The following is a 25,771-nucleotide window of genomic DNA, read 5'->3' on the forward strand; positions in this document are numbered from 1 at the left end:
GGACGCCGAAGCTCATTGTCCCTGGTGAACCGCCGTTTCCCGGTTCACGACCCGCAGGATGTAGCTAGCCGGGGCCAAGGCGGACCCTACCGCCAGGGTCAGACAAACGCCGCCGATACCCAGCAGAACACCCCAGGGGATCGTGATCGGCACGTCGCTGAGGCCCGCGGTCATCGCATAGCGGACGAGCGCGCCGACCGTCACCGTGATCGCCGCACCCTGGCTGAGCGCGGTGGCCCCGACCAGGGCCGACTCCCACAGAACCATCCGCCGGAGCTGGCTCGGGGTGGCGCCGAGCAGCCGCGAGGTGGTGAACTCCTGGCGCCGCTGCAGGCTGCCCATCAGCAGCGTGTTGGCGATCGCGATCGCGCTGTAGAGGGCGGCCGGGCCGAGAAGCAGGATCAGGCCGAACTCGTTCCCCTTCCGCAACCCGTCGGCCTGCGCGGCCTCCCAGGCCCGGGCGGACACGGCGCCGTCTATCCGGCCGGTCAGCTCGGCGGCGTCCACCCCGGCGGCGGGCAGCACGAACAGCCGCTCGGGCTGTGCGGCCGGCGCGTGTTTACGGGCGAGGTCGGCCGGGACGAGGAAGGACGGGTTCAGGCCGAACGCGTCCGGCACGATCGCCACCACGGTCAGCTTCACCTCGGTCTTGTCCAGGAACGTCACCGGGATCTTGCTGCCCACCCGATAGCGCTCGAACCCGGCCATTTCCTTGCTCACAGCAACGGTGTTCCCGGTCAGCCGGCTCAGGTCGCCCTTGCTCGGCGTCAGGTCCCGGGTCCGGGTCGCGACCGCCGGGTCGATCCCCTCGGCCGACTCCAGTTCCGCGTAGTCGGTGCTGATCCGGACGAACTGCACGGGCAGCCCGGCGTCGACCACCGCCACGCCAGGCGTCGCTGCGACCCGCTCGGCCGAGCCGCCCGGGACGACGATCGGCGCGATCATCGTGTCCCGCAGACTCGCCGCCTCGCTGTCGGCCGCGAAGCTCAGGCTGAGCACCATCGAGCCCGCGATCGCCGAGATGGTCAGGATCGGCGCCGCCAAGGACGCGCTCCGCCGGGGCGCGGCAACGATGTTGCTGCGGGCCAGCCGCCCGGAGACGTGCGTCCAGGCGACCAGCGGCGCGGCCCAGAGCCGCCCGAGCACCGGGACGACGATCGGCGCGATCAGCGTCAGCCCGATCACGAGCAGCATCGGCGTGAACATCGCCAGCGGCATCGCGGCCTCACCGGACGACGGCCGGATCAGCGCCAGCAACGCGATCGACCCGACCAGGAACAGGACGCCGAACACGACGCGTACCGGCCCGATCCGCGGCGGTTCCAGCGCGGCCTCGCGGAGGGCGTCGATCGGCGCGATCCGGCCCGCTCGCCGCGCGGCCGCGTGCGCGCCGAGCAGCGCGACCATGAGCCCGACCGCCATCGCGATCGACAGCGGCAGCCAGGGCGAGGCCGGCTCCAGCTTGACCGGCGCGAGCTCGGAGTACGACGCCTTGGCCAGCAGCAGGGGAGTCGCCAGGTGCGCGAAGAACGCGCCGGTCAGCGCGGCGACGACCGCGACCACAAGCGCCTCGCCCAGGATCATCCGGCGGATCTGCTGGGGTGTCGCGCCGATCAGCCGGAGCAGGCCGAGTTCGCGGCGCCGGGACGCGACGGCGAACGCGAACGTGCTGGCGATCACGAAGATCGTGATGAACCCGCAGATCGAGCCGACCATGCTGAGCACGGTCTGCAGGCCGGAGACGTCCTCGGCGCCGGTCCGGATGCTGACGCGCTGCGGAGGAGTGTCCTGCCCGCCGAGGGTGGTGACCTTGACGACCGCGCCGAGCGGCCCTCGGTAGGCGATGGTCGCGGCCGTCGCGGTGGCAGCCAGCCCGAGCATGAAGACGCCGAAGGCGAGCGCCACGAACGAACCGACGTACAGGGCCTTGTGCCGGCTGACGGTCTGCCGGCTGAGCTGGAACATCACCGTTCGAGGTCGCTCATCGCAGCGGCGATCTGGCCCGGCGTACCGCGGTCGAGGTGACCGGCGATCAGCCCGTCGGAGAGGAACAGCACCCGCTCGGCGTACGCTGCCGCCACCGGGTCGTGGGTGACCATCACGACGGTCTGCCCGGCCCGGTCGGTTGCCTCCCGCAACAGCGCGAGGACCTGCCGGCTGCTGTTGCTGTCGAGCGCTCCGGTCGGCTCGTCAGCGAAGAAGACCGACGGCCGGGTGATCAGCGCCCGGGCGATCGCCACGCGCTGCTGCTGGCCACCCGACAGCTCAGCCGGACGCCGCTTTGCCTTGTCGCCCAGACCGACCTGCTCCAGGACGCCGAGGACGTCGTTGCGGTTCGGCCGCTTACCGGTCAGCCGCAGCGGCAGTGCGACATTGTCGAAGACGGTCAGCGACGGAAGCAGGTTGTACGCCTGGAAGACGAACCCCATCTCCTCGCGGCGGAGTTTGGTCAGCGCTACCTCGCCCAGCCCGCGCAGGTTCACTCCACCGAGTACGACGGCGCCCGTGCTCGGCTGATCGAGCCCGGCCGCGCACTGCAGCAGCGTCGACTTGCCGGATCCGGACGGGCCCATCACCGCCGTGAACGAGCCCCGCGGGAAGTGGTAGGTGACGCCGCGCAGGGCATCGACCCCACCGGCCTTGGAGCGGTAGGTCTTGGTGATCCCGTCCAGGACGAGAGCGGGCGCCGAGGCCTGCGGGGTACTCGGGTACGAGGGCGCGATTGCGGTCATGGTGCCAGCCAACCGCGCGGACGGCGTCGCGGCGCGGGCCTACGGAAGAGACCTGGAGTAGCGCGCACGCTACCGTCCCGCGGCCCGTCCCGGACCTAGGGTTGACCGGGTGGAGAGACCGATGACGGGCTGGCAGGCGCTGGCATCGCCGCGCTTCCTGGTGTCGTCGTGGCCGTGGCGGAGCTATGCCTACCTGTTCAGCTCGGTCCCGGTGGGGGTTGTGACGATCACGCTGCTGTTCGGCGCAGCCGCGACCAGTGCGGTGCTGAGCCCGATTCTGATCGGTCTGATGCTGCTACCGCTGTTTCCGTTGTTCGGTGTGCTGATCGGCACCACCGAGCGGTTCCGGGCCGGTCTGATGCTGGTGGACGGCATCCGCAGCCCGCACGCGGCGATGCCGGCCGCACTGACGGTTCGGCAGAAGCTGAAGTTCCGCCGTCGAGAGCAGGCGTCGATGCGGGCGCTCGGCTACGGCTTCGTGCTGGGAGTGTTCGTCTGGCCGTTCAGCCTCGCTCTGGCCGGGCTGAGCGCGACCATCCTCGGTGTGACCGTGCTGGCCCCGGTGATTGCCGACGGCGACGAAATGGGTATGGGCCCGTGGACGCTGGACAACGCGCAGGAGGGCTTCCTCTTCCTGTTCACCTTCGGTCCGGTCTTCTACGCGGTCAGCTCCTACCTGGTCGGTGTGCTGGCGGCCGCGGAGGCGTCACTGGCCAAGGCGATGCTCGGCCCGCGACAGGAGGAGCTGCAGCGCAACCTGGCCGAGCTGCGCCGGTCCCGGCTCGACCTGGTCGACGCGTTCGAGACCGAGCGACAGCGGATCGAGCGGCACCTGCACGACGGCGTCCAGCAGCGGATCGTCGGATTGACGATGACCCTGGGGCTGGCCGAGCTCGACCTGCCGGAGGGCGAAGGCAAGCGGCTGGTGATCAAGGCCCACGCCGAGGCCGAGGCTGCGCTGGCCGACCTGCGTGAGGCCGTGCGCGGCATCCATCCGCGGGTTCTGGTCGACCTGGGCCTGGAGGCCGCGATCCGGGAGGTCGCCGACCGCAGCCCGCTGCCGACCACGGTCGCGATCACGCTGCCGGGCCGGTTGCCGGCGCCGATCGAGGCGGCGGCGTACTTCGTCGTCAGCGAGGCGCTGGCCAACGTGGCCAAACACGCGCAGGCCACGCACTGTGAGGTGCTGGGCCGGGTCGACGGGCAGCAGCTCGTCATCACGATCACGGACGACGGGATCGGCGGCGCGACGGTCGGCGGCGGGAGCGGATTGACCGGCCTGGTGACCAGGTTGGACGCCTTGGGCGGCACACTCGTCGTCGACAGCCCTCCCGGTGGGCCGACCCGACTGCGAATGGAGTGCCCGTGCCAACTCGGCGACTGAGCATTGTGCTGGCCGAAGACTCGATGCTGCTGCGCGAAGGCCTGGCCAGCATCCTGGACCGCGCCGGGCACGAGGTTCGGGACAGTGTCGGGGACGCCGAGACGCTGCTGGCAGTCGTCCGCAAGGACCCGCCGGACGTCGTGATCACCGACGTCCGGATGCCGCCCGGGCACAGCGACGAGGGCCTGCGGGCGGCAGCCGCCATCCGGGCCGACTTCCCGGCGATCGGCATCCTGGTGCTCTCGCAGTACGTCGCCGACGCGTACCTCTCCTCGCTGCTGGAGTCGACCACCGGCGGCATCGGCTACCTGCTGAAAGACCGGGTCGGCCACGTCGCAGAATTCCTCGAGTCGCTGGACCGGGTCGCCGGTGGTGGCACCGTGGTCGACCCCGAGGTCGTCCGGCAGTTGCTGGCGCGGCGCCGCAACGACGGGCCGCTGGCCGCGCTTACACCGCGCGAGCTGGAGGTGCTCGCGCTGATGGCCGAAGGGCATGTGAACGGCGCCATCGCCGATCAGCTCGTCGTCAGCGAGGCCGCCGTCCGCAAGCACGTCGGCAACATCTTCGCCAAGCTCCAGCTCGACGACGGTCTGGACCGGCGGGTCTCCGCGGTGCTCACCTATTTGCGTGGCTGAGGGACCATCGAGGTATGGACGCGGACATCCGGAAGATCCTGGCGGACTGCGAGACCTGGGCCGTGGTCGGCCTGTCGAACAACACCGAGCGGGCGGCGTACGGCGTTGCCCGGTTCCTGCAGGGCCGCGGTAAGCGCATCGTCCCGGTGCACCCCTCGGCCGAAACCGTGCACGGTGAGCCGGGCTACGCGTCGCTGGCCGACATCCCGTTCCCGGTCGACTGCGTGGACGTGTTCGTCCGCTCCGAGCTGGCCGGCGAGATCGCGGACCAAGCGGTGGGAATCAATGCCAAAGCGGTGTGGTTCCAGCTGGGTGTAATCGACCACGACGCCTACACCCGTACGACGGCCGCCGGGCTCACGATGGTGATGAACCACTGCCCGGCGATCGAGTGGGCGCGGCTCGGTCCTACCTGACGACCCGAAGGGGCCCGATGTTCTCGATCGACACGTCCACCGATTTCGGCAAGCGGATCAGCAAGCAACTGGCGGACGAGCGGGTGGTCTGGCTGACCACCGTCGGCAAGTCCGGCACGCCGGCGCCGAACCCGGTCTGGTTCCTCTGGCACGACGGCGAGCTGCTGATCAGCAGCCAGCGCAAGAAGGCCAAGGTGCACAACATCGAGACGCACCCGCAGATCGCGGTGAACTTCAACGCCACCCACGGCGGTGGCGACGTCGGCGTCATCTCCGGGACGGCGCGGATCGACGCCGAGCCGCTGCCGGCCGACGTGACCGCGATCTACAACGAGAAGTACGGCGACGACATCGTCGGCCTCGGCATGACCACCGAGCAGTTCCACGCGGAGTACTCGGTGGTCATCCGCATCACCCCGGAGAAACTGAGGGGTTTCTAGTTCAGGTAGCCCTCGACGGTCGAGGCGGAGCGGGGCTGCGCGGTGTCGGGGTCCGCGCCGAACTCGCGCTTGGCGCGGCGCTGCCGGAGCAGGTCCCAGCACTGGTCGAGCTCGACCTCGAGGGCCTTCAGGCGCGCGTGCTCGTCCTCGTCGTTGATCTGGCCGGCGGCGTGCTTGCCGCGGAGCTCGTGCTCCTCCGCGACGAGCTCGTCGATCCGGCTGAAGAGGCTCTTGTCATCGGTCATGAGGAAACCGTACGCCCGTCCGGAAGGCGGGCGCGGGAGAGCAGCTCGGTGATGGTCAGGATCGCGATCGTCTCGGCGGCGATCAGCCCGATCAGGACGACGAGCTGCAGCGCGGCCGCCGCGGCCGGGGAGGCGCCGCCGAGGACCATCCCGACGAAGGCGCCGGGCAGTGACACCAGCCCGACGGTGCGGGTCTGGTCGAGGGCCGGGAGCAGCGCATCCCCGGCGACCGGCCCGACGACGAGTTTGAACGCGTCCCGAGGGAGCAGACCGATCGACAGCCCGGCCTCGTACTGGCCGAATTGGGTGCCGTACTCGCTGAGCACCCGCCGTCCGGCGAGCGTGGTCGCTGTCATCGTGCCGCCGACGATGATGCCGCCCATCGGCAGAATCGTCGCCGGGTTCCGGGGGACGACCCCGGGCAGGATGAGCAGGAGCAGCACGGTCAGCGCACCCAGGCCGATCGCGGTGCCGCAGTAGAGCCACTGCCGGGGCACCACGGCTGTCTCGTGCAGCCGCCGGGTGCTGGTGAAGCTCGCGACGCCGAACATCAGCAGGACGAAGGCGATCGCGCCGAGCGTGTGCTGCAGGGCGAACCCGACCACCAGACCGACGGCCGCCAGTTGCAGGACCGCCCGCAGCGCGGCCGTGACGATCCCCTTGTCGTGCCGCAGACCGGCGTACCGCGAGCCGGCCACGCCGATCACGATCAGCAGTGGGAGGACCGCGATGGCGGCCCAGCCGAGCCCGGTGTCGAGGTTCATTCGGGTTTGAAGTCGGCTTCGTCGTACGCGTGTTCGCCGGTCTGGCCGGATTCGACCTTGTCGGCCTCGCCCGCGCGGAGCTCGACGCGGCGGATCTTGCCGGAGATGGTCTTCGGCAGCTCGGCGAACTCGATCCGCCGGATCCGCTTGTACGGCGCCAGGTGGTCGCGGCAGAAGCCGAGGATCTCGGCGGCCAGCTCGCGCGTCGGCTCGTAGCCGGCGGCCAGGACGACGTACGCCTTCGGGACCGCGAGCCGGACCGGATCGGGCGAGGGGACGACGGCGGCCTCGGCCACGGCCGGGTGCTCGATCAGCACCGACTCCAGCTCGAACGGCGAGATCCGGTAGTCGCTGGCCTTGAACACATCGTCGGAGCGGCCGACATAGGTGATGTAGCCGTCTTCGTCCCGGCTGGCGACGTCGCCGGTGTGGTAGTAACCGCCGCGCATCACCTCCGCGGTCAGCTCGGCCGCGTCGCGGTAGCCGCGCATCAGCGGGACCGGCGGGGGAGCGAGCTCGATACAGATCTCGCCGTCGTCGCCGATCTCGTCGGACGCCGGGTCGACCAGCGCGATCGTGTAGCCGGGCAGCGGCCGGCCCATCGAGCCGAGTTTCACCGGCTGACCGGGTGGGTTGCCGATCTGCGCGGTGGTCTCGGTCTGTCCGTACCCGTCGCGGATCGTGATACCCCACGCGTTGCGGACCTGTTCGATCACCTCGGGGTTCAGTGGCTCGCCGGCCGAGATGCACTCGCGGATCGCGACCTCGACGGCCGACAGGTCGGCCTGGATGAGCATCCGCCAGACAGTCGGCGGCGCGCAGAACGTCGTCACGCCGTACGTCTGCAGGACCTGCAGCATCTTCTCGGCGTCGAAGCGCGCGTAGTTGTAGAGGAAGACGGTCGCACCCGCGTTCCAGGGCGCGAAGACGTTGCTCCAGGAGTGCTTGGCCCAGCCGGGAGAGGAGACGTTCAGATGGACGTCGCCGGGCTGCAACCCGATCCAGTACATGGTCGACAGGTGACCGACCGGGTAGCTGACCTGGGTGTGCTCGACCAGCTTCGGCTGGCTGGTCGTTCCGGAGGTGAAATAGAGCAGCAGCGAGTCGTCAGCTGCGGTGTCGACCTCCGGTACCGGGCCGTCGTACTGGGGGAAGTCGTCGTAGTGCAGCCAACCGTCGACCGGATCGCCGACTGCGACCCGGATGAGGTCGTCCGCGATGCCGGCGTACCGGCTGGTCTCGCCGCTGGCCGTGACGACGGCGCGGACGTTGCCGCGCGCAATCCGGTCGGCCAGGTCGGCATCTGTCAGCAGTGTGGTCGCAGGGATCATCACCGCCCCGGCGCGGATACAGGCCAGCATCACCTCCCAGAGCGGGACGGTGTTGCCCAGCACGATCAGCACTCGATCACCCGGCGTCAGCCCGGCCTCAGTGAGCCAACCGGCCACCTTGCCGGACCGCTCGGCCAGCTCCGCGTACGTGCGCGAGTTGACCTCGCCGTCCTCCTCCACGATCGTCAGCGCCGCGACCTCCGGCTGCTCGACCGCCAGCGCGTCGAACCAGTCCCGCGCCCAGTTGAACCGCTCGAACACCGGCCAGCTGAACTCCCGGTACGCGGTGTCGTAGTCCTCCCGATGCGCGACCAGAAAGTCGCGCGCCGCCCGGAACTCCCGCGTCACCTCGGCCGTGCTGCGCTCCGTAGCCATGCCCGCACATTACCCATTCAGCGCGAGAACGGACCCCACGATCACCAGCGGCGTCAGAATCAGCCCACGCCACAGAAACGACCACCAGGAGATGTGTACGCCGGCCGCCCGGCAACGCGCCCGCCACAGCAGAGTGGCCAGCGAGCCCCACAGAGTGAGCAGACAGCCGGTGTTGACGCCGATGAGCAGCGCGGTCATCCGATGCGGGTCGGACGCCGCCACCGGCTCCATCGCCAGGTACGCCGGGAGGTTGTCGAACAGGTTGGCCCCGACGGCCGCTGTCGCGCTCAGCCGCAGGTCGGACGTCGTACCGGCGACCTGGCGCAGTACGGCCTCGAGCCCGTGGTCGGTGAGGAATGCAACGACCGTGAACAGGATGACAACACCGACCACTAGCTTGGCCGGGATGAGCGACCAGCGCAGCTCACTGCGCCGCCGGACCGCGAACAGCACGACCAGAATGAGCGCACCGATGCTGGCCGGCCAGGCGACCTCCACACCGGAGACGAACGCCGGTCCGAGCAACACACAGACCGCTGTGGCCCCCCAGAACAACACCTTGTCATCGACGTGCGGCGTCTCCGGTACGTCGTACGAACGGCCGAGGTCGCGGTGGAACAGCAGCGCGAGCACGACAACCGTGATGAGGATCGCTGCGATCGCCGGTCGCCAAGTGTGCGCCAGGTACGACGTGTTCAGCGTGCGGAACTGGTGCAGCGCCAGCAGGTTGGTCAGGTTCGAGACGGGCAGCAGCAGGGACGCCGTACCGGCCAGCCAGACCGTGGTGAACGCGAACAGCTTCGGCGGGATGTCCAGCTGCCTGGCCATCGCCAGCACGACCGGCGTCAACAGCACCGCGCAGGTGTCCAGTGACAGCACGATCGTCAGGCCGGTCGCCAGCACGACCACGAGCAGCCAGAGCCGCCAGACCTTGCCGCGGGCCAGATGCGCGGCCTCGCGGGCGGCGACGTCGAAGACCTTGGCCTTGTCGGCCAGCTCGGCGATGACGGTCACTGCGATCAGGAACACCAGAACCGGAGCAATCCGCTCGACCAAATTCGCCGCCTCCTGTCAGCCTCGTTGAGTACGCTGGCCGAGTGACCCCGCCGGATGACCAGCGCCCCGACGAGCCTGCACAGTATGCCGTGCAGGCTCCGGCGGATTACCCGGTGGACTTCGAGGCGGACGTCGTCCTCCGCGACGGCGCGACAGCGCACTTACGGCCGATCACTCCGGGCGACGCCGAGCTCCTGGTCGCCTTCTACGCCCGCGTGTCCGAGCAGTCGAAGTACTACCGGTTCTTCGCGCCCTACCCGCAACTTTCGGACCGCGATGTGGCGCGCTTCACCCAGGTCGACTACCACGACCGGCTCGCGCTGATCGTGACCGTCGGCAACGACATGATCGGCGTCGGCCGCTACGAGCGGACCGGTCGCCGCACGGCCGAGGTCGCGTTCCTGATCGAGGACGCGCACCAGGGCCGTGGCCTCGGGCAACTGCTGCTCGAACACCTGGCCCAGGCCGCCCGGGAGAACGGCATCGTCCGGTTCGTGGCCGAGGTGCTGCCCGACAACCGCAAGATGATCACCGTCTTCACCGAGGCCGGCTACAAGGTCGCGCGCGAGTTCGAGGACGGCGTGATCATGGTCGAGTTCGACATCGCGCCGACCGACACCTCGTTCGGTGTGATGCAGGCCCGCGAGCAGCGCTCCGAGGCGCTTTCGATCGCCCGGTTGCTGACGCCGTCGAGTGTGGCGATCATCGGCGCCAGCCGGCGCGAAGGCACGATCGGCAACGCCCTCGTGCGGAATCTGCGCGACAGCGGCTTCCCCGGCCGGCTGTACGCCGTCAACGCCGACACCTCGGCGACCGAGATCGAGGGCGTTCCGGCGTACGGAACGATCCGCGAGATCGACGACACCGTCGATCTGGCCGTGGTCGCCGTCCGGGCCGAGACCGTGGCGGACGTCGTGCTGGACTGCGCGGCCAAGGGCGTCCGCGGGCTCGTCGTCGTGTCGAGCGGCTTCGCCGAGATCGGCGACGAGGGCCGCAAGCGGCAGCGGCACCTGACCGGGCTGGCGCGCTCGTACGGGATGCGCGTGATCGGGCCGAACGCGCTCGGCCTGATCAACACCGCGGCCGGGGTCTCGCTGAACGCGACGCTGTCACCGGTGATGCCGAGCCGCGGCCGGGTGGCGTTCTTCTGCCAGTCGGGGGCGCTCGGCGTGCCGATCCTGGCGGATATGGCCGCGCGTGGCGTCGGGCTGTCGAGTTTCGTCTCGGCCGGTAACCGGGCGGATGTCTCGGGGAACGACCTGATGCAGTACTGGTACTCCGACGAGTCGACCGAGGTCGTGCTGCTCTACCTGGAGTCGCTCGGCAACCCGCGGAAATTCAGCCGGGTCGCGCGGCGGCTCGCCGGGCGGAAGCCGGTGGTCGCGCTGAAGTCCGGCCGGGCCACGCAGGGGGTGCCGCTCGGCCAGCTGGTCCGGCGCAGCAAGTTGCCGCCGGCCACGATCGAGTCGATGTTCCGGCAGAGCGGTCTGATCGGCGTCGACACCACCGGCGAGCTGTTCGACGTCGCCCAGCTGCTCGCGCACCAGCCGCTGCCGAAGGGCCGCCGGGTCGCGATCGTCAGCAACTCCGATGCGCTGACCCTGCTCGCACTCGACACGATGGCCGGCTGCGGCCTGGAGACCGCGGGGGAGCCGCGGAACCTGAGCCCGGATGCGACCGCCGAAGACTTCGGCGCGGCCCTGTCCGAGGTGTTCGCCGACGACCGGGCGCATTCGGTCGTGGTGATCTACACGCCGCCGGTCCAGTCCAGCGGCGCCGAGGTCGCGGCGGCGATCACCGCGGCGGCGGCCGGGTCGGACAAGCCCGTCCTGTCCACCTTCCTCGCCTCGCGGCGCGTCCCCGAGCAGCTCCGCGTCCCGGACGGCGACGGTGGCGCGGCCCGCGGGTCGATCCCCTCGTTCCTGAACCCGCAGTACGCCGTCGGCGCGCTCGCGAAGGCGACGCAGTACGCCGAGTGGCGTCGCCGTTCGGACAGCCACATCCCCGAGCTGCCCGATGTCGACACCCCCGGCGCGGAGGACTTCGTCGCCGAATACCTGCAGCGGCACCCGCGCGGCGCCGACCTGAACGAGGCCGACCGGCAGCGGCTACTCAGCTTCTACGGCATCTCGGTGCTGCCGTCGTTCCCGGTGCTCAGCGCCGACGAAGCGGTCGCCCGCGCCGCGGACCTCGGCTTCGAGGTGATCCTGAAGGCGACTGCCGAGCAGTGGCGGATGCGGCCCGACCTGGCCGATATCTGGCGACACATCCACGACGAGGACGACATGCGCGCCGCCTGGGCCGAGATGACCCGGACGTTCGGCGTCGCGGCGGATCCGGGCCGGGCGCAGTTCGTCGTCCAGAAGATGGCGCCGCCCGGCGTCCCGGTGGTGATCTCTGCCATCGAGGACGTGTCGTTCGGCCCGGTCGTCAGCTTCGGCCTGTCCGGCGTCGCGACCGACCTGCTCGGCGACAGCTCGTACCGGATGCCGCCGCTGACGACCCGGGACGCCGCCGAGATGGTCCGCGAGGTCCGGGCGGCGCCGCTGCTCTACGGCTACCGCGGCAGCGACCCGGTCGACATCTCCGCCATCGAGAACCTGCTGCACCGGGTCTCCCGCCTGACCCTCGATCTGGAGGAGGTCGTCAAACTCGACCTCCGCTCGGTCCTGGTCGCCGTCCAGGGCGCGACCGTCCTCGACACCACGATCCGGATCGCCCCGAACGAGAAACCGCGCCAGGACACCCCGGCCCGCCGCCTGACCTGATCAGGCCCGGCGGTACACGCTGTCGGCCCGGCTGAGCAGGCGGGCGTCGACGAGCATCCGGCGCAGGGCTGCGTGGTCGGCATGCCTGCGGTTGAGTATCTCGTTGACCTCGCGCTCGGGGTAGTCACGGCCTGGCGCGAAGTCGGTGGCGAAGTACTCCAGCACGACCTGGAGTTTCTCGGGATACGTCGGGAAGTGGGTCAGCCGGCCGTCGCGGACGAACGCCTTGAGCACCTGGTCGCGCTCGGGGTCGTCGACGAGCGGCGTCCATTCCGGCGCGTTCTCGCGGACGGCGTCCTTGAACACGGACTCGTCGGCGGTCAGCGTCGGAGCGGCTTGGACGAGCCCGGCCTTGATCAGCTTCTGCAGGGCCTTGCCGACCACGGCCTGGGACAGCCCGGTGGTCCCGGCGACCTGCTCGGGAGTGGCGGCGCCGAGGACGACGGCGGAATACGTGCGCAGTCTCGACGGTTCGGCCAGCAGACCACAGAGCTGATGGGTGTTCATGCCTTCCACGCTAATGTCGGTGGCAACCAGATTTTCGGGAGAGGAATGCCGATGCAGCCCGGTCCGCTGAATGCGATCACCGATGTGCCGGGAGTGCTGGTCGGCCAGGTCGAGCGGGTCGACGCGCCGTATCTGACCGGTACGACGGTCGTCCATGTTCCGGCCGGGGCAGTCGCGGGGGTCGACGTCCGCGGTGGGGCGCCGGGGACGCGGGAGACCGATCTGCTCGACCCGGTGAACTCGAACCCCGGAGTGAACGCGGTCGTGCTGACCGGCGGGAGCGCCTTCGGGTTGGACACCGCCGGCGGGGTGATGCGGTTCCTGGAGGAGCGCGGCGAGGGCGTGCGGGTCGGGCCGGGGGAGTTGGACGTCGTGCCAATCGTGCCGGCCGCGGTGATCTTCGACCTCGGGCGTGGTGGCGGGTTCCAAGCCCGGCCGGATGCGTCGTGGGGTCGCGATGCGATCGCGGCGGCGACCGACGGGCCAGTTGCTCTGGGCAACCATGGAGCGGGCGCCGGGGCGAAGGCGGGAGTGCTGAAAGGTGGCGTCGGGACGGCGAGCGTCCGGCTGGCCGACGGGAGCACGGTCGGGGCGCTGGTGATCGTGAATGCGGTAGGCTCGGTGATCGACGCGGACGGCGTCCTGTACGGCGCGCGGCTCGGGCTGGGCGACGAGTTCGCTGACCTGCAGCCGCCGACCGAGGCGCCGCCGGTCGCGACCGGCCCGGCGATGAACACGGTGATCGCGGTGGTGGCGACCGACGTACCGCTGGACAAGGCGGCCGCCAAGCGGATGGCGATGGTCGCGCACGACGGGCTGGCGCGGGCGGTCGACCCGATTCACACGCTTGTCGACGGTGACAGCATTTTCGCGCTGTCGACCGGCGCCGGGGAGCGGCTGAGCGGCACTGACCCGTCGGCGTTGCTACGGCTGGAGACTGTGTTCGCGGCTGGTGCCCGGACGTTGAGCCGGGCGGTGGTGCACGGCGTCCTGAACGCGGAGTCCGCAGGTGGGTTCCCGAGCTATCGGGAGGCGTTCCCCTCGGCTTTCGATGTACGACCGAGGTAGTACGCGGAGTCGCCGAACGACACCGTAAGGCGATGACAAGACCGGTCCACGGGCCGACGAATCGGGGGTGTTTACGCGGAAAGCTCGTCAGCATGAGCTTCCAGAGTCCCCAACTCGCACCGCAGGTCGTCCTGAGTGGCCACGGCCTGGTCAAGTACTACGGCAACGTCGTCGGTCTGGCCGGAGTCGACGTCGGCGTCCGGTCCGGCGAGGCGCTGGCCGTGATGGGCCCCAGCGGCAACGGCAAGACCACACTGCTGCACGTCCTGGCCGGCATCCTCACCCCGGACCAGGGCGAGGTCTGGCTGGGCGGTGAGCGCGTCGACAACCTGAACGACGCCGCCCGCACGGTCCTGCGCCGTCGCCGCCTCGGCTTCGTCTTCCAGGACAACCAGCTGCTGGCTGAACTGCCGGCCGACGAGAACGTCGCGCTGCCGCTGATGGTCGACGGGCTGAGCCGCCGCGACGCGATCGGCCGCGCCCGGAACATGCTTGCCCAGGTCGGGCTGGCGCAGGAGGCGGGCCGGCGTCCTGGTGAGCTGTCCGGTGGGCAGGCGCAGCGGGTCGCGATCGCGCGGGCGCTGGTCGGCGAACCGCAGGTGGTGTTCGCCGACGAGCCGACCGGTGCGCTCGACGCGGCCACCGGGTCCCAGGTGATCGACCTGCTGATCGGTGCGGCGACGTACCGGGGTGCTGCGGTCGTTGTGGTCACACACGACAACTCGGTGGCCGCCCGCTGCCACCGAGTGCTGACGATCGTCGACGGTCGCGTGAGCGAGTCGATGGGGGCCGCGCGATGAATCCGATGACAGATCTGGGGCTGCGGTTCGTCCGCCGTCCCGGGCCGGGCGGGCGGGCCGCCAACCTGGCCGCGCTCGGAGCGACGGCCATCGTCGCGCTGCTGCTCACGTTCCTGATCGCTGGCTCGCTCGGGCTGGCACAGCGGTCGGACCGGGTTGGCTGGCGGAGCACTGACGAGGGGACGGCGGACGGCGCGGTCGGCATCCTGAAAGAGGTGCGTGGCAAGCAGCTGAACGGCGACCCGCTGACCGTCATCCAGCTTCAGTCGCTGAAGCCGAGCAACCAGCCGCCGCCGGGGCTCGACCACGTGCCGGCCCCAGGCGAGGTGTTCGTCTCGCCAGAGGTCGCCAAACAGTGGTCGGGCCTCAAGGGCGAGTACGGCGTCGACAAGCCGACCGGGGTGATCACGGACAAGGGCCTCGCGTCGCCCGAGGAGCTGGTCGTCGTCCAGGGCGTCGCGAAGATCGACAGCAACTACCCGAACTACGTTGGCAGCTGGGTCAACGACACCAAGGACGACCGCGTCTACGCGCTGCTGATCGCTGTCGCGTTCGGCATCATCCTGGTCCTGTTCCCACTGCTCAGTCTGGTCGGGCAGGCGGCTGGAGTCGCTGCGAAGCGGCGTGAGCACCGGCTGGCCGCACTGCGCCTGGCTGGGTCCACCCGGGCCCAGGTGCTCTGGCTGAGCTCGGTTGAGCAGGCAGTGCTCGGTTTCGCTGGTGCGGTCGTCGGACTGATCGGATACGTCGTACTGACCCCGCTGATCGCACTCATCCCACTCGGCGGCGGCCGGTGGTACGTCTCCGACATCACTCCGAACTGGTGGACCGTTCCGCTGGTGCTGGTCGCCGTACCGGTGCTGTCGGTGATCAGCGCGCTGATCGGGCTCGGCCGGGTCAGCATCACCCCGCTCGGCGTCGTCCGCGGTCAGACCCGCAAGGCGACCAGTGCGTTCCGGCTGGTGCTGCTGCTGATCGGTCCGATCATGCTGGCGACGCTAGGCATGGGTGCGGCGATTGTGCCGCTGCTGATCGCCATCGGGTTCGGGGCGCTCGCCGTCCGGATCATCGGGCCGTGGGCGGTGCAGATGATTGGAAAGATCATGGCGAACACGTCCAACGGCCCGGTGCCGCTGCTGGCCGGACGCCGGTTGGCCGACGACCCGAAGGGCGCCTTCCGGCCGGTGGCCGCGCTGGTGCTGAGCGGGTTTGTGACCGGGTTCATCTCGGTCTTCATCCCAGGCGGCGACAGCGACCCGACCACCCAGGACATGCGGATCGGCGTCGCCCTCCTGCTCGGTCTGGTCTTCCTGACCGTCGCTGCGTCCACTGCCGCCGGTGCGGTCGGGACGGCGCTCGATCAGGCCAAGCCGGCCAAGGCGCTGCGCCGGGCGGGCGTTCCGCTGAGCGTGATCGAGCGGTCCGCGCGGCTGGCCGCGGTGACACCGGTGCTCGGGGTCGGGCTGCCGGTGGTCGGGTTCGGCGCGCTGTGCGGGCTGGCGCTCAGCGGGGGACAGGTCTTCACCCAGGGCAACACCGGGATCCTGCTGCTGATCGGTCAGGTCGTGGTCGGGCTCGTGCTGGTCGCGGTCGCCGGGACCGCGGGTTCGCCGGTGCTGCGGAAGGCAAGTGCGAACTGATCGCGAGTTGTCCACAAGGGGCAAACGGGCCGGGGCCCGGTCGTGCAAGGATGAGGGCATGCGTGACCTGAATGCACAGGAGGTCGCCGACGCCTCCACCGAGCTCCGGCAGGCGATCGACCAGTGCGGCTACTACCCAGATGTCGTGTCGGACTCGCTCGCGATCGCCATCGCGGGCGAGCCGATCCGGGCCTTCGTGCTCCAGCACGAGCCCACCTTCGATCGGGACGAGGTCCGGCGGCACATCACGATCCTCTGCCTGACGCCGACCCGGCTGATCGTCGGCCACACCGACGAGCACGCCGCGGACGACCTGATCCGCGCGCCGTACGCGTCGACGTCCACCGAGGCCATCCCGCTGCCGCGGGTGAACGCGGTGGTCGTGAACCGCGTCGTCCCGAATCCGGCCGGCTATGCCTCCGGCAAGGCCGACCCGGCGGTCTCGGGCGGCGGTGAGGTGGTGCTGACGATCGGCTGGGGCATGGTGAACCGGATCGACCTCGAGCCCGCCGTCTGCGCCGACCCGAACTGCGAGGCCGACCACGGCTACACCGGCTCGGTCGCCGCCGACGACATCTCGTTGCGGATCAGTGCGGCCGCCGACGGCCCGGCCGGTATCCAGCAGGTGCTCGACTTCGCTCGCGCGCTGTCGTTCGCGACCAGCCGGTAGTGCCGTGATCGTCCCGGTCAGCCCGCAGTACGGGGGCGGCGCCCTCGCCGACGTACTGCCGTCGGTCGCCGGGGCGCTGTCGGTGCCCGGCTTCACCAACACACTCAACCTGCCGCCCGCGAGCCGGTACGCCGTTCTGCTGTTCGACGGGCTCGGCTGGGGGCTGCTGCGCCGGCATGCGGAGGCAGCGCCGTACTTGGCGTCGCTGCTGCCGACTGGGCGGAGCCTGACCGCAGGCGTGCCGTCGACGACCGCGGTGAGTTTGACCAGCCTCGGGACGGGGCTGCCGCCGGGGGCGCACGGAATGGTCGGGTACACGTCGATCGTCCCCGCGACCGGTGGGTTGCTGAACGCGTTGCAGTGGGATGCCCCGGTCGACCCGCGGCAGTGGCAGCCGCATGAGACGGTCTTCGACCGGGTCGCCGCGGCCGGGGTCGTCACGCGGAACGTGAGCAAGGCCCGGTTCGAGAAATCCGGCCTGACCCGCTCGGCCTTCCGGGGGACGGTGCACCGGGGCGCGGACTCGATCGAGGACCGGCTGGATGCCACGCGCTTCGCCAGCCGCGAGGGTTCGTCGTCCCTGGTGTACGTCTACGACTCGCAACTCGACTACATCGGGCACGGTCACGGCTCGGAGTCCTGGCAGTGGGAGGAGGAGCTGGTCGCGGCCGACTCGTTCGCCGCGCAGGTCCGGGCCGCGCTGCCACGGGACGCGGTGCTCGTGGTGATCGCCGATCACGGGATGATCGACGTCGCTCCGGAGTACCGGGTCGATCTGGATGCCGAGCCCGCGCTGACCGACGGGCTTCGTCTGGTCGGCGGCGAGTCGCGCTTCCGGCATCTGTACTGCGTCGACGGCGCCCAGAACGACGTACTCGCGGTCTATCGGGAGCGCCTGGGGGACAGAGCGCTCGTGCTGAGCCGCGAGGAGGCGATCGGGCGCGGCTGGTTCGGCGCGGTCGAGGAGCGCGTCTCACCACGGCTGGGTGATGTGGTCGTGGCTGCCCTCGGGCCGCTGGCGCTGGTCGCCAGCCGGCGGTATCCGCAGGAGGCCGGGCTGATCGGACTGCACGGCTCCTTGACCGCTGACGAGATGGAGATCCCGCTCCTCGTCGACCCGGGGCGCTAGAAACTCCAGACGTTCCAGTAGAAGCTCGAGCTGGCGACCTTCGCCTCGCCGTCGCGGGCGGTGACGGTCACCTTGTAGCGGCCCTGGCCGGGCGTCAGGACGCCGGTGATCCAGCCGCGCTCGGGGTTGATCTCGAGCCCCGGCGGCAGGCCCGTCGCGGTGTAGCTGATCGTGCCGCTGCCGCCCATCCCCTTGATCAGCAGCGGGACGGCCGGCAGCCCGCCGACACCGAGCTGCTCGCCGGGCTTGGTGACCGTGATGCCGCCCTTGGGCTGCCCGGCGGCCGCTCCGACCGCTTCGGCGGCGTCGATCAGGCCCTCGCCGTAGTACGAGTTCTTGGTGGCGCTGCCCTGGCAGCCGGCGGAGGCGCCCGTCGGGCAGGGCACGTCGTCGGCCTGCTGCTCGAGTTTGGCGCGGACCTGCGCCGGGTTGAGCTTGGGGTTCGTGCTGCGGATCAGCGCCACGACGCCGGCCGCATGCGGCGAGGCCATCGACGTACCGCTGTTCGACTTGTAGCCGCCGCCGGGCGCGGTCGAGTAGACGTTCTCGCCGGGGGCCGCGACGGTGATCTTGTCGACGCCGAAATTCGAGAAGCCGGATTTCGAGCCGGAGCCGTTGACCGACGCGACCACGACCATGTTCGGAAGCTCGGTCGGCAGGCTGATGCAGTCGTTGGCGACCGGGCGCTCGACCGGGGTGGAGTCGTTCGGGCTGGTGTCGTCACTGGCCTTGCCGGCCAGGTCGTAGGTCTCGTTGCCGGCGGCTGCGACGTTGACGACGTTCTTCGCCTCGGCGTACGCAACGGAGCGGCGGACGGCCTCGCTGATGGCGGCCTGGTCCGGATCCGAGGGGCAGAGGAACATCCATGGGTCGACGTAGTAGCTGTTGTTGGTGACCGAGACGCCCTTGGCGGCGGCGAACATGAACGCGCAGACGGTGTTCTCCGGGAAGAACAGCTGGCTGCCGGTCTCCGCGACGCGGATCGACGACACCTTTACCCCGGGCGCGACGCCGATCATGCCGACGCCGTTCTTCGCGGCGGCGATCGTGCCGGCCACGTGCGTCCCGTGGTCGCCGATGTCACGCCACGCGCCCGGCCGGGTGTCGGCCTTCCCGTACGCGCAGGACGCCGACTTGCTCGCGTCGAAGTTCGCCTTGAGATCCGCGTGCTGGTCGTCGACGCCGGTGTCCAGGACGGCGACCGTCACGGCCTTCGACCCCAGCGTCTTCGCCCACGCCCGGTCGGCGCCGATCTGCGTCATGTCCGAGCGGTCGACCTCGGCCGCCGTCGTCGCGGTCTGCGCCGGCTCCGGTGGCAGCGCGGGGGCGCCGATCTCCGGCGGGAGGTCGCTCGTCCGCGTCGCGCCCACTTTCTGGACGCCGCTCGTACTGCGCATCTTGGTCGCGAAGTCGGTCGTGTTCGAATGCGCCACGAGGACGCCGATCTCGTCGTACGCCGCGTAGACCGACCCGCCGCTCTGCGTGATCGCACCGGTGACCCGGGCGGTCTGCCGCGGCTCGGTGATGACGAAGTACGCCCGCGACCCCGCCGTCGGCGCCGCCGCGGCGGGCGTCGTCAGCGAAGTGGCGACCGTCAGCACGACCGCGAGGAACAGCACCAGACCTTTGCGCACATCCCATTCAAACCGGCCGGAGGTGCATTCCCCAAGCCGAACCGCCATCCGGTCGCGACACACCCCCGGAGTGCGGGCGCGGCGGCTGACTTGGCAGGATGATCGCCCGTGGCTGAGCTGCTCTACTTCACCGGGACCATGGACTGCGGTAAGTCCACGCTGGCGCTGCAGATGGATCACAACCACAAGGCGCGGGGGAGGCGGGGGCGGATCTTCACCAGTCATGACCGGGCGGGGGAGTCGGTGCTGTCGTCGCGGCTCGGGCTGGTGGCCGAGGCGATCGAGGTGCGGGCCGAGTTCGACTTCTGGGATCACGTGGTGAACGAGCTCACCCAGGGCGGGCGGATCGACTACGTGGTCTGCGACGAGGCCCAGTTCTACAGCGCGCTGCAGATCGAGCAGCTGGCGCGATTGGTCGACGAGCTGCAGATCGACGTGTTCTGCTTCGGCATCCTGACCGACTTCAGGGCGACGCTGTTCCCGGGGTCCGCGCGGCTGGTCGAGCTGGCGGACCGGATGGAGCTGCTGCAGGTCGAGGCGTTGTGCTGGTGCGGTGAGAGGGCCACGCACAACGCCCGTACGATCGGTGGCGAGATGGTGACCGAGGGCGAGCAGCTGGCGGTGGGCGACATCGAGTCGAACGCGACGGAGATGGCGTACGAAGTCCTGTGCCGCCGGCACCACCGGCGCCGCCTCACCCAGGCCCGCGCCCGCGCCACCCTGTCACCCGAAGTCCTGCCCTTTGGAGGAGCCGCATCGTGACCAGCCCCCTGATCTCCGTCGACGAGCTGCGCGCGCTCGACCCGCAGCCGGCGCTGATCGACGCCACCTGGAACCTGGCCGGGCCGCCCGGGCGCGAAGCGTACGACGCCGGCCATCTCCCCGGCGCCCACTTCGTCGACCTCGACACCGAGCTCGCCGCCCCGCCCGGCCCCGGCCGCCACCCCCTCCCCGACGAAGCCACCGTCACCGCCCTCATCCGCCGTACCGGCGCCACCGCCGACGGGCCGGTCGTCGTCTACGACGCCGCCAACTCCCTCGCCGCCGCCCGCGCCTGGTGGATCCTCCGTTACTACGGCCTCACCGACGTCCGGGTCCTCGACGGCGGCCTGGCCGCCTACCGCGCCGCGGGCGGCGAACTCACCACCGCCGTCCCCTCCGTAACCCCCAGCACCTTCACGGCAACCCCCGGCCACCTCCCACTCGTCGACGCCGAAGGCGCGGCGAAGGTCGCTGCCACCGGCGTCCTCCTCGACGCGCGCGCCCCCGAACGCTTCGCCGGCGAAGTCGAGCCCATGGACAAGATCGCCGGCCACATCCCTGGCGCCGTCAACACCCCGATGGCCGCCCTCCTGACCCCCGACGGCCACTTCAAACCCGCCGCCGACCTCCAGCACTACTTCGCCACCCACGGCGTCACCCCCGACACCAACATCGCCACCTACTGCGGCTCTGGCGTAACCGCCGCCCACACCGCCCTCGCCCTCACCACCCTCGGCATCCAGGCCCCCGTTTACATCGGCTCCTGGTCCGACTGGATCACCGACCCCACCCGCCCCATCGCCACCGGCCGCGACTGATCCGACGTACCGACGAACGGGTACTGGTCACCACCGGCCACCGCGCGTGAGCGGTCGCCGGCTTCGCTGGTCTGGCTCGCGGCTGACTATTACCCGTTCGTCTGCTCGCTGGGCGATGGCGCTACGGACGGTGTCGACGACCCAGTCCGGATCGCCAAGCACGTGCTGGTAGGTGAATCGGAGCACCAGCCAGCCCGCGCTGACGAGCTCGTCGTACCGTCGGCAGTCGTCCGCGAACTTCGCGGGGGTGCCGTGGAACTCGTAGCCCTCGGCCTCCAGTGCGATCCGGCCGACCTGGTCGCCTAGGTCGACTCGCGCGCGGCCGCCCGGCGTACCCACGAGCACTTGTGGCTCGAATCGCTCGATGCCCGCCGACAGCAGCACGCCGCGCAGCACAGACTCCAGGAAGCTCTCGGACCGCCGGTCCGCCACAGATCCGACGCGGACGACATTTGGCCGCCCGCGTCCGCGGGAGCGCAGCGCTGCCGCCTGAAGCTCTTCCGCCGTGAGTCGGCCGGTGGCGAGCGCAGCGTCTGCGATCGCGAGGGCCTCGCCGAAGGGCAGGATGCGGGCGCAGTCGAGGACAGTGCGCTCGAGCGAGGTTCGGCCGCGACGGAGGTCGGCTGCTGGGAGGTCTGCCCAGTGCAGCACGGCAGGTGGCCCTGGCCTGGCGTTGCGGTTGGTCGGGATGGTCAGGTGGGCCTTCGGCGGAGCGACCAGCAGCGGAAGCCCCCAGGCCAGCGCCGCGCTGGTGTGGGAGAGGACCGCGGTGTGTGCGGCTGCGGCGGACCGATCATCGGCTAGTTGTGGGTGGCAGTAGATGCCGCGGGCCGGCCGGACCACGTCGCCGCGCGCGAGCGCGCCGGCCAGTGCGCGCCGACCAGTGATCTTCCGGAGGTCGCCGAAGGTGGCCCAGCCGCCCAGCTGGGCCAGGATCTCGGCGACCGGCGTCATCCCAGCATCCTGCCGACTTTCGGCCGTTGGCGTCGGACGTTGTCCACAGGCGTACCGACGAACGGGTAGTAGTCGGGCTGCAGGCGGTGGCGTGAGCGTGAGCCTGGCGGTGACGGGGGACCTTTACCCGTTCTTCGGTTCGGGCGGGAGGGGTTGACTTCGGTTGCGGGCTCTTGGATGGTGGCGGTGAAATCGATTTCCCGTCCGCCTCGAAGTGTGGGAGTTCTCGATGAAGGTTTCGCGTCGGAGTGTGTTGAAGGGTGCGGCTGCGGTGCCGGTCGCGGGGTTGCTGGCGCTGCAGGCGGTGGTGACGACCAAGGTGAAGGATTTGACCGGGCCGGGGTTGACGGATCGGTTCCGGATGGCGGGGACGGATCTAGGGATTCCGGCGCGGACGCCGGACGGGCGGACGTTGTACGTGTTCGGGGATACGTTCGAACAGGCTCGGGTCGGGGGTGGGTGGTGGCGGTCGCCGGTGGGGTTGTGGTCGACGACGACGAATCTGGCCGGGGGAGTGACGTGGTCGGGGGCTGTGGGCGGGGCGGCGGCGCAGCAGTTCTGGGACTACCCGCATGACAACCCGACGTTCTCGACGGTGTTGCCGTCGGATGTGATCACGATCGGCGGGTCGATGTACCTGCACGTGATGGTGAACAAAGGGCTCGGCAACGTCGTGTGGACGGAGATCTGGCGCAGCGACAACTCGGGGGCGAACTGGTACCACACCGGCGCGAAGTTCGCGCCGGACCTCGACGGCGGGCTGTTCCAGTGCATCACCTGGGGTGAGGGTAACGACGGGTACGTCTACGTGTACTCGACGGGCTTCCAGCGCAACAAGCCGATCATCCTGAAGCGTGTCCGCAGCAACCAGCTCGCGAACCCGGCGGCGTACGAGCCGTGGGGGTTCCGCAACAACGCCTGGGGCTGGGGCAACCCGGCGACGCCGATCCTGAACGGCAGTTTCGGCGAGCTGTGCCTGCGCCCGCTCGGCGGGAAATGGATCCTGACCTGGTTCAACGCCGGCGACTACCGCATCGACGGCATCATCATGGACACGCCGACGTCGAACCTCTACACGGCCCACCGCCAGACCCTCATCTACGGCGGCGCCTGGGGTCAGGAGAACGACAATCACGTCGCCCAGCTCTACGGCGGCTACATCATCCCCGGCTCGACCCTCGCCGACCTGCACCTGTCGGTGAGCCAGTGGAAGACCGACGCCGGCTGGCCGTACCGGGCAATGCAGTTCCGCGTCCGCGGCTTCGGTTAGAGCTCGACCACCATCGTGTCCGACGTCCCGGCGACGCCGACCTTGCCGAAGCCCAGCGATCGGTAGAGGCCGGCCGCCGGGTTCGCCGGGTCGACGCTCAGCGACAGCCGCTCGTACGACGCCGCCCGCGCCGCCTCCAGCAGCTCGGTGAGCAGCGCCCGCGCAATCCCGCGCCGGCGGAAGTCGGGCGACACCCCGAGTGAAAGCTCCGGTACGTCGTCCGCCACGAACCCGTACCCGCCGGGGATCAGCCGCGCCCACGCAGCCCCCGCCGGTACGCCGTCCACCTCGGCGATCACCCCGAAGTCGTCCACCCGCGGCCACCCGGCGAGATAGGGCGCCGCGTGCTCATCGGCCCGCAACCCCTCGATCGTGAAGGTCGCCGTCCCATCCCAGTTGTAGGCCTCCAACAACATCGCCGTCAGAAACTCCAGGTCGTCGGCAGTCGCCGCGCGAATCAGCATGCGGCCGATTCTCGACGACCCGGAGTCCCCGCTGCGACCTATTTGCTCCCGGCGACGCCGATCAGGTTCCCCGCGGGATCGGTGAACTGACCGATCACGAGTTGCCCCGGCGTCCCCAACGGCCCGAAGACGCGCTTCCCGCCGAGCCGCTCGGCGTGACCCAGCGCGAGCCCGACGTCGTCGACGCCGACGTAGATCACCGTCCGAGCACTGTCCCCGCCCGCGACGCCGCCGTTCAGACCGGCCTGGACGAAGCCGTAGGTGCCCGGGGCGGCGACCTCGGGGGAGACCGCGTCGCCGACGGCGTACGTCCAGCCGAAAAGCTCCGCGTAGTACGCCTGGAGCCGGGCCGCGTCGGCGCCGACGATCTCGAAGTGGACCACCTGGTTCATGAAGACCTCCGGAAGTAGTGACCTGTCGGAGGTGACGTCGGAGCCGCCCGACCGGTCTCGACATCCGTGACCACTTGGGTCTTGAGTTAGTAACACGCTTGGTTTAACTTACTCGAAATTCCCTTGTGAGGAGTTCGCATGAAGAGTGTGAGCAGGTTGGGCGCCGTGGTCGGCGTGGCGGGACTGGCGCTCGGCCTGGTGGCGTGCGCCGACGGTACGACGCCCGCGGACAGCACCGGCGCGATCGACGAGAACGCCCCGGTCACGATCACGATCGGGGACCGTCCCACCCCCGACAAGCCGAACGACATCAAGGCGTTCGAGCAGAAGATCAAGGACTTCACCGCCAAACACCCGAACATCACGGTGAAGTCGACCGAGACGGCCTGGCAGGCGCAGACGTTCCAGGCCCAGGTGGCCGGCGGGACGCTGCCGACGGTGATGAGTATCAGCTTCACCGAGCCGGCCAACATGATCCCGAACAAGCAGCTGCCGGACATCACCGACGAGCTGAAGCTGGTCGACCTGACCAAGGACCTGAACCCGAACGTGCTGAAGATCGTCCAGGACGGCGCGGGCCGGATCTACGGTGTCCCGATCGACGTGTTCTCGGTCGGGCTGGCCTACAACCGGGCGCTGTTCCAGCAGGCCGGCCTCGATCCGGACAAGCCGCCGACGACCTGGGACGAGGTCCGGCAGTACGCCAAGCAGATCACCGAGAAGACCGGTAAGGCCGGCTACGCGCAGCTGACCACGAACAACACCGGCGGCTGGATGCTGACCACGATGACCTACAGCATGGGCGGCACGGTCCAGAGCCAGGACGGCAAGAAGTCGACGTTCAACGACGCGCCGACCAAGAAGGCCCTGCAGCTGCTCAAGGACATGCGCTGGACCGACAACTCGATGGGCAGCCGCTTCCTCTACAACCAGGAGGAGGTCCGCCAGGACTTCGCCGCCGGCAAGATCGGCATGGTCATGCAGGCGCCGGACGCCTACGACATGAGCGTGAAGAACTTCGCGATGAAACCGGCGGACTACGGTCACGGCGCGCTTCCGCAGGACGGCGGCCCGCACGGCACGCTGACCGGCGGGTCGCTGAAGATGATCAGCCCGAAGGCGACCAAGAACGAGATCGTCGCGGCGCTGAAGTGGATCAAGTTCGACCAGTTCGACAAGTTCACCTCCGAGGCCGTCGCCGTCAAGGACGCCCGGACGACGATCGCCGACAAGGGTTTCGTCGGCCGGCCCGGTATCACGCCGCTCAGCCAGGAGACCTACGACCGGTACAACAAGTGGCGTGAGCCGTTCGTGAACGTCCCGGTCAAGCAGTTCCAGGGCTACGTCGACTCGACGACGACGCTCAAGCTGCTACCCGAGCCCGGGAACAAGGGCCAGGAGGTCTACTCGCTGCTCGACCCGGTCGTCCAGCAGGTGCTGACCAAGCAGGACGCCGATATCGACAAGCTGCTCAGCGACACCGCCGCGAAGATCGACGCGCGCCTCGCGCGGTAGCC

25 protein-coding genes are annotated in these 25,771 nt (G+C 69.9%); 14 read left to right on the top strand and 11 right to left on the bottom strand.

Annotated features, from left to right (window positions below; translation table 11 throughout):
• Positions 1 to 12: 12 nt before the first annotated feature.
• Entirely contained in the window at positions 13 to 1,965 is a 1,953-nt protein-coding gene (locus HPO96_RS11170; RefSeq protein WP_171673282.1) for an FtsX-like permease family protein, read from the bottom strand.
• The gene (locus tag HPO96_RS11175) at positions 1,965 to 2,732 is read right to left on the bottom strand and encodes an ABC transporter ATP-binding protein (protein WP_171673283.1); all 768 of its coding nucleotides are present in this window, start codon (positions 2,730 to 2,732) and stop codon (positions 1,965 to 1,967) included. Before HPO96_RS11175 ends, HPO96_RS11170 begins: the two co-directional genes overlap by 1 nt.
• Positions 2,733 to 2,853: 121 nt before the next feature.
• Here HPO96_RS11175 and HPO96_RS11180 point away from each other — a divergent pair, with 121 nt between their 5' ends.
• The 4 genes from HPO96_RS11180 to HPO96_RS11195 are packed head-to-tail and all read left to right on the top strand — an operon-like array spanning position 2,854 to position 5,607.
• On the top strand, positions 2,854 to 4,116 hold the full coding sequence (locus HPO96_RS11180; protein WP_202885793.1) for a sensor histidine kinase: 1,263 nt from the start codon (positions 2,854 to 2,856) through the stop codon (positions 4,114 to 4,116).
• A complete protein-coding gene (locus HPO96_RS11185; protein ID WP_171673285.1) occupies positions 4,098 to 4,751 on the top strand; it encodes a response regulator in 654 nt (217 codons plus the stop codon). Before HPO96_RS11180 ends, HPO96_RS11185 begins: the two co-directional genes overlap by 19 nt.
• A 14-nt stretch (positions 4,752 to 4,765) precedes the next feature.
• Complete coding sequence (locus HPO96_RS11190; RefSeq protein ID WP_171673286.1) at positions 4,766 to 5,167, top strand: CoA-binding protein; 402 nt, start codon at positions 4,766 to 4,768, stop codon at positions 5,165 to 5,167.
• A gap of 17 nt (positions 5,168 to 5,184) precedes the next feature.
• Positions 5,185 to 5,607, top strand: coding sequence for a TIGR03667 family PPOX class F420-dependent oxidoreductase (locus HPO96_RS11195; RefSeq protein WP_171673287.1), 423 nt, complete (start codon positions 5,185 to 5,187; stop codon positions 5,605 to 5,607).
• On the opposite strand, the gene HPO96_RS11200 is transcribed toward HPO96_RS11195, so the two are convergent.
• The 4 genes from HPO96_RS11200 to HPO96_RS11215 are packed head-to-tail and all read right to left on the bottom strand — an operon-like array spanning position 5,604 to position 9,378.
• The gene (locus tag HPO96_RS11200) at positions 5,604 to 5,852 is read right to left on the bottom strand and encodes a DUF2630 family protein (RefSeq protein WP_171673288.1); all 249 of its coding nucleotides are present in this window, start codon (positions 5,850 to 5,852) and stop codon (positions 5,604 to 5,606) included. The two genes, HPO96_RS11195 and HPO96_RS11200, sit on opposite strands and share 4 nt — an antisense overlap.
• Positions 5,849 to 6,616, bottom strand: a complete 768-nt coding sequence (locus HPO96_RS11205; RefSeq protein WP_171673289.1) for an ABC transporter permease — start codon at positions 6,614 to 6,616, stop codon at positions 5,849 to 5,851. The genes HPO96_RS11200 and HPO96_RS11205 overlap by 4 nt, the downstream gene beginning before the upstream one ends.
• Positions 6,613 to 8,322 (bottom strand): AMP-binding protein, encoded by a 1,710-nt coding sequence (locus HPO96_RS11210; RefSeq protein ID WP_171673290.1) that lies wholly within the window; start codon positions 8,320 to 8,322, stop codon positions 6,613 to 6,615. The genes HPO96_RS11205 and HPO96_RS11210 overlap by 4 nt, the downstream gene beginning before the upstream one ends.
• 9 nt (positions 8,323 to 8,331) lie before the next feature.
• Complete coding sequence (locus HPO96_RS11215) at positions 8,332 to 9,378, bottom strand: ArsB/NhaD family transporter (protein WP_171673291.1); 1,047 nt, start codon at positions 9,376 to 9,378, stop codon at positions 8,332 to 8,334.
• 41 nt (positions 9,379 to 9,419) lie between these two features.
• Here HPO96_RS11215 and HPO96_RS11220 point away from each other — a divergent pair, with 41 nt between their 5' ends.
• Positions 9,420 to 12,146, top strand: a complete 2,727-nt coding sequence (locus HPO96_RS11220) for a GNAT family N-acetyltransferase (RefSeq protein WP_171673292.1) — start codon at positions 9,420 to 9,422, stop codon at positions 12,144 to 12,146.
• Here HPO96_RS11220 and HPO96_RS11225 read toward each other — a convergent pair whose 3' ends face one another.
• On the bottom strand, positions 12,147 to 12,653 hold the full coding sequence (locus HPO96_RS11225; protein ID WP_171673293.1) for a DUF2087 domain-containing protein: 507 nt from the start codon (positions 12,651 to 12,653) through the stop codon (positions 12,147 to 12,149).
• Between the two features lie 51 nt (positions 12,654 to 12,704).
• Between HPO96_RS11225 and HPO96_RS11230 the strand changes: the two genes are divergently transcribed.
• The 5 genes from HPO96_RS11230 to HPO96_RS11250 all read left to right on the top strand — a co-directional run bounded on the left by HPO96_RS11230 (position 12,705) and on the right by HPO96_RS11250 (position 17,960).
• Entirely contained in the window at positions 12,705 to 13,721 is a 1,017-nt protein-coding gene (locus tag HPO96_RS11230) for a P1 family peptidase (RefSeq protein WP_171673294.1), read from the top strand.
• 92 nt (positions 13,722 to 13,813) lie between these two features.
• The gene (locus tag HPO96_RS11235) at positions 13,814 to 14,521 is read left to right on the top strand and encodes an ABC transporter ATP-binding protein (RefSeq protein WP_171673295.1); all 708 of its coding nucleotides are present in this window, start codon (positions 13,814 to 13,816) and stop codon (positions 14,519 to 14,521) included.
• A 5-nt stretch (positions 14,522 to 14,526) separates the two neighbouring features.
• Positions 14,527 to 16,161: an FtsX-like permease family protein gene (locus HPO96_RS11240; RefSeq protein ID WP_238354958.1), complete on the top strand. Its 1,635-nt coding sequence runs from the start codon at positions 14,527 to 14,529 to the stop codon at positions 16,159 to 16,161.
• Between the two features lie 58 nt (positions 16,162 to 16,219).
• Complete coding sequence (locus tag HPO96_RS11245) at positions 16,220 to 16,831, top strand: DUF5998 family protein (protein ID WP_171673297.1); 612 nt, start codon at positions 16,220 to 16,222, stop codon at positions 16,829 to 16,831.
• 4 nt (positions 16,832 to 16,835) lie between these two features.
• Positions 16,836 to 17,960, top strand: a complete 1,125-nt coding sequence (locus HPO96_RS11250) for an alkaline phosphatase family protein (RefSeq protein ID WP_171673298.1) — start codon at positions 16,836 to 16,838, stop codon at positions 17,958 to 17,960.
• Here HPO96_RS11250 and HPO96_RS11255 read toward each other — a convergent pair.
• Positions 17,957 to 19,594: a S8 family peptidase gene (locus HPO96_RS11255; protein ID WP_337796585.1), complete on the bottom strand. Its 1,638-nt coding sequence runs from the start codon at positions 19,592 to 19,594 to the stop codon at positions 17,957 to 17,959. The genes HPO96_RS11250 and HPO96_RS11255 overlap by 4 nt on opposite strands.
• Positions 19,595 to 19,702: 108 nt before the next feature.
• Between HPO96_RS11255 and HPO96_RS11260 the strand changes: the two genes are divergently transcribed.
• Both HPO96_RS11260 and HPO96_RS11265 read left to right on the top strand, forming a co-directional pair.
• Entirely contained in the window at positions 19,703 to 20,356 is a 654-nt protein-coding gene (locus HPO96_RS11260) for a thymidine kinase (protein ID WP_171673300.1), read from the top strand.
• Positions 20,353 to 21,174: a rhodanese-like domain-containing protein gene (locus HPO96_RS11265; RefSeq protein ID WP_171673301.1), complete on the top strand. Its 822-nt coding sequence runs from the start codon at positions 20,353 to 20,355 to the stop codon at positions 21,172 to 21,174. The genes HPO96_RS11260 and HPO96_RS11265 overlap by 4 nt, the downstream gene beginning before the upstream one ends.
• Before the next feature lie 27 nt (positions 21,175 to 21,201).
• Here HPO96_RS11265 and HPO96_RS11270 read toward each other — a convergent pair whose 3' ends face one another.
• The gene (locus HPO96_RS11270; RefSeq protein WP_171673302.1) at positions 21,202 to 22,128 is read right to left on the bottom strand and encodes a DUF559 domain-containing protein; all 927 of its coding nucleotides are present in this window, start codon (positions 22,126 to 22,128) and stop codon (positions 21,202 to 21,204) included.
• Positions 22,129 to 22,357: 229 nt separating this feature from the next.
• On the opposite strand from HPO96_RS11270, the gene HPO96_RS11275 reads away from it, so the two are divergent.
• Entirely contained in the window at positions 22,358 to 23,398 is a 1,041-nt protein-coding gene (locus HPO96_RS11275) for a DUF4185 domain-containing protein (RefSeq protein WP_171673303.1), read from the top strand.
• On the opposite strand, the gene HPO96_RS11280 is transcribed toward HPO96_RS11275, so the two are convergent.
• Together HPO96_RS11280 and HPO96_RS11285 are read right to left on the bottom strand one after the other, a co-directional pair.
• Positions 23,395 to 23,862, bottom strand: a complete 468-nt coding sequence (locus HPO96_RS11280) for a GNAT family N-acetyltransferase (RefSeq protein ID WP_171673304.1) — start codon at positions 23,860 to 23,862, stop codon at positions 23,395 to 23,397. The genes HPO96_RS11275 and HPO96_RS11280 overlap by 4 nt on opposite strands.
• Before the next feature lie 38 nt (positions 23,863 to 23,900).
• On the bottom strand, positions 23,901 to 24,254 hold the full coding sequence (locus HPO96_RS11285) for a VOC family protein (RefSeq protein ID WP_171673305.1): 354 nt from the start codon (positions 24,252 to 24,254) through the stop codon (positions 23,901 to 23,903).
• A 138-nt stretch (positions 24,255 to 24,392) separates the two neighbouring features.
• On the opposite strand from HPO96_RS11285, the gene HPO96_RS11290 reads away from it, so the two are divergent.
• The gene (locus tag HPO96_RS11290; RefSeq protein ID WP_171673306.1) at positions 24,393 to 25,769 is read left to right on the top strand and encodes an ABC transporter substrate-binding protein; all 1,377 of its coding nucleotides are present in this window, start codon (positions 24,393 to 24,395) and stop codon (positions 25,767 to 25,769) included.
• Positions 25,770 to 25,771 lie beyond the last annotated feature (2 nt).

Origin of the sequence: Kribbella sandramycini (genome assembly GCF_013131805.1) — a bacterium.
Lineage (GTDB): Bacteria > Actinomycetota > Actinomycetes > Propionibacteriales > Kribbellaceae > Kribbella > Kribbella sandramycini.

What these genes read in the sequence shown, in the direction of transcription:
- HPO96_RS11275 (WP_171673303.1), top strand. Translation starts at nt 22,358, where the DNA reads ATGAAGGTTTCGCGTCGGAGTGTGTTGAAGGGTGCGGCTGCGGTGCCG.
- HPO96_RS11230 (WP_171673294.1), top strand. Translation starts at nt 12,705, where the DNA reads ATGCAGCCCGGTCCGCTGAATGCGATCACCGATGTGCCGGGAGTGCTG.
- HPO96_RS11200 (WP_171673288.1), bottom strand. Translation starts at nt 5,852, where the DNA reads ATGACCGATGACAAGAGCCTCTTCAGCCGGATCGACGAGCTCGTCGCG.
- HPO96_RS11235 (WP_171673295.1), top strand. Translation starts at nt 13,814, where the DNA reads ATGAGCTTCCAGAGTCCCCAACTCGCACCGCAGGTCGTCCTGAGTGGC.
- HPO96_RS11240 (WP_238354958.1), top strand. Translation starts at nt 14,527, where the DNA reads ATGACAGATCTGGGGCTGCGGTTCGTCCGCCGTCCCGGGCCGGGCGGG.
- HPO96_RS11210 (WP_171673290.1), bottom strand. Translation starts at nt 8,322, where the DNA reads ATGGCTACGGAGCGCAGCACGGCCGAGGTGACGCGGGAGTTCCGGGCG.
- HPO96_RS11180 (WP_202885793.1), top strand. Translation starts at nt 2,854, where the DNA reads ATGACGGGCTGGCAGGCGCTGGCATCGCCGCGCTTCCTGGTGTCGTCG.
- HPO96_RS11190 (WP_171673286.1), top strand. Translation starts at nt 4,766, where the DNA reads ATGGACGCGGACATCCGGAAGATCCTGGCGGACTGCGAGACCTGGGCC.
- HPO96_RS11195 (WP_171673287.1), top strand. Translation starts at nt 5,185, where the DNA reads ATGTTCTCGATCGACACGTCCACCGATTTCGGCAAGCGGATCAGCAAG.
- HPO96_RS11270 (WP_171673302.1), bottom strand. Translation starts at nt 22,128, where the DNA reads ATGACGCCGGTCGCCGAGATCCTGGCCCAGCTGGGCGGCTGGGCCACC.
- HPO96_RS11205 (WP_171673289.1), bottom strand. Translation starts at nt 6,616, where the DNA reads ATGAACCTCGACACCGGGCTCGGCTGGGCCGCCATCGCGGTCCTCCCA.
- HPO96_RS11245 (WP_171673297.1), top strand. Translation starts at nt 16,220, where the DNA reads ATGCGTGACCTGAATGCACAGGAGGTCGCCGACGCCTCCACCGAGCTC.
- HPO96_RS11170 (WP_171673282.1), bottom strand. Translation starts at nt 1,965, where the DNA reads ATGTTCCAGCTCAGCCGGCAGACCGTCAGCCGGCACAAGGCCCTGTAC.
- HPO96_RS11290 (WP_171673306.1), top strand. Translation starts at nt 24,393, where the DNA reads ATGAAGAGTGTGAGCAGGTTGGGCGCCGTGGTCGGCGTGGCGGGACTG.
- HPO96_RS11280 (WP_171673304.1), bottom strand. Translation starts at nt 23,862, where the DNA reads ATGCTGATTCGCGCGGCGACTGCCGACGACCTGGAGTTTCTGACGGCG.
- HPO96_RS11175 (WP_171673283.1), bottom strand. Translation starts at nt 2,732, where the DNA reads ATGACCGCAATCGCGCCCTCGTACCCGAGTACCCCGCAGGCCTCGGCG.
- HPO96_RS11285 (WP_171673305.1), bottom strand. Translation starts at nt 24,254, where the DNA reads ATGAACCAGGTGGTCCACTTCGAGATCGTCGGCGCCGACGCGGCCCGG.
- HPO96_RS11225 (WP_171673293.1), bottom strand. Translation starts at nt 12,653, where the DNA reads ATGAACACCCATCAGCTCTGTGGTCTGCTGGCCGAACCGTCGAGACTG.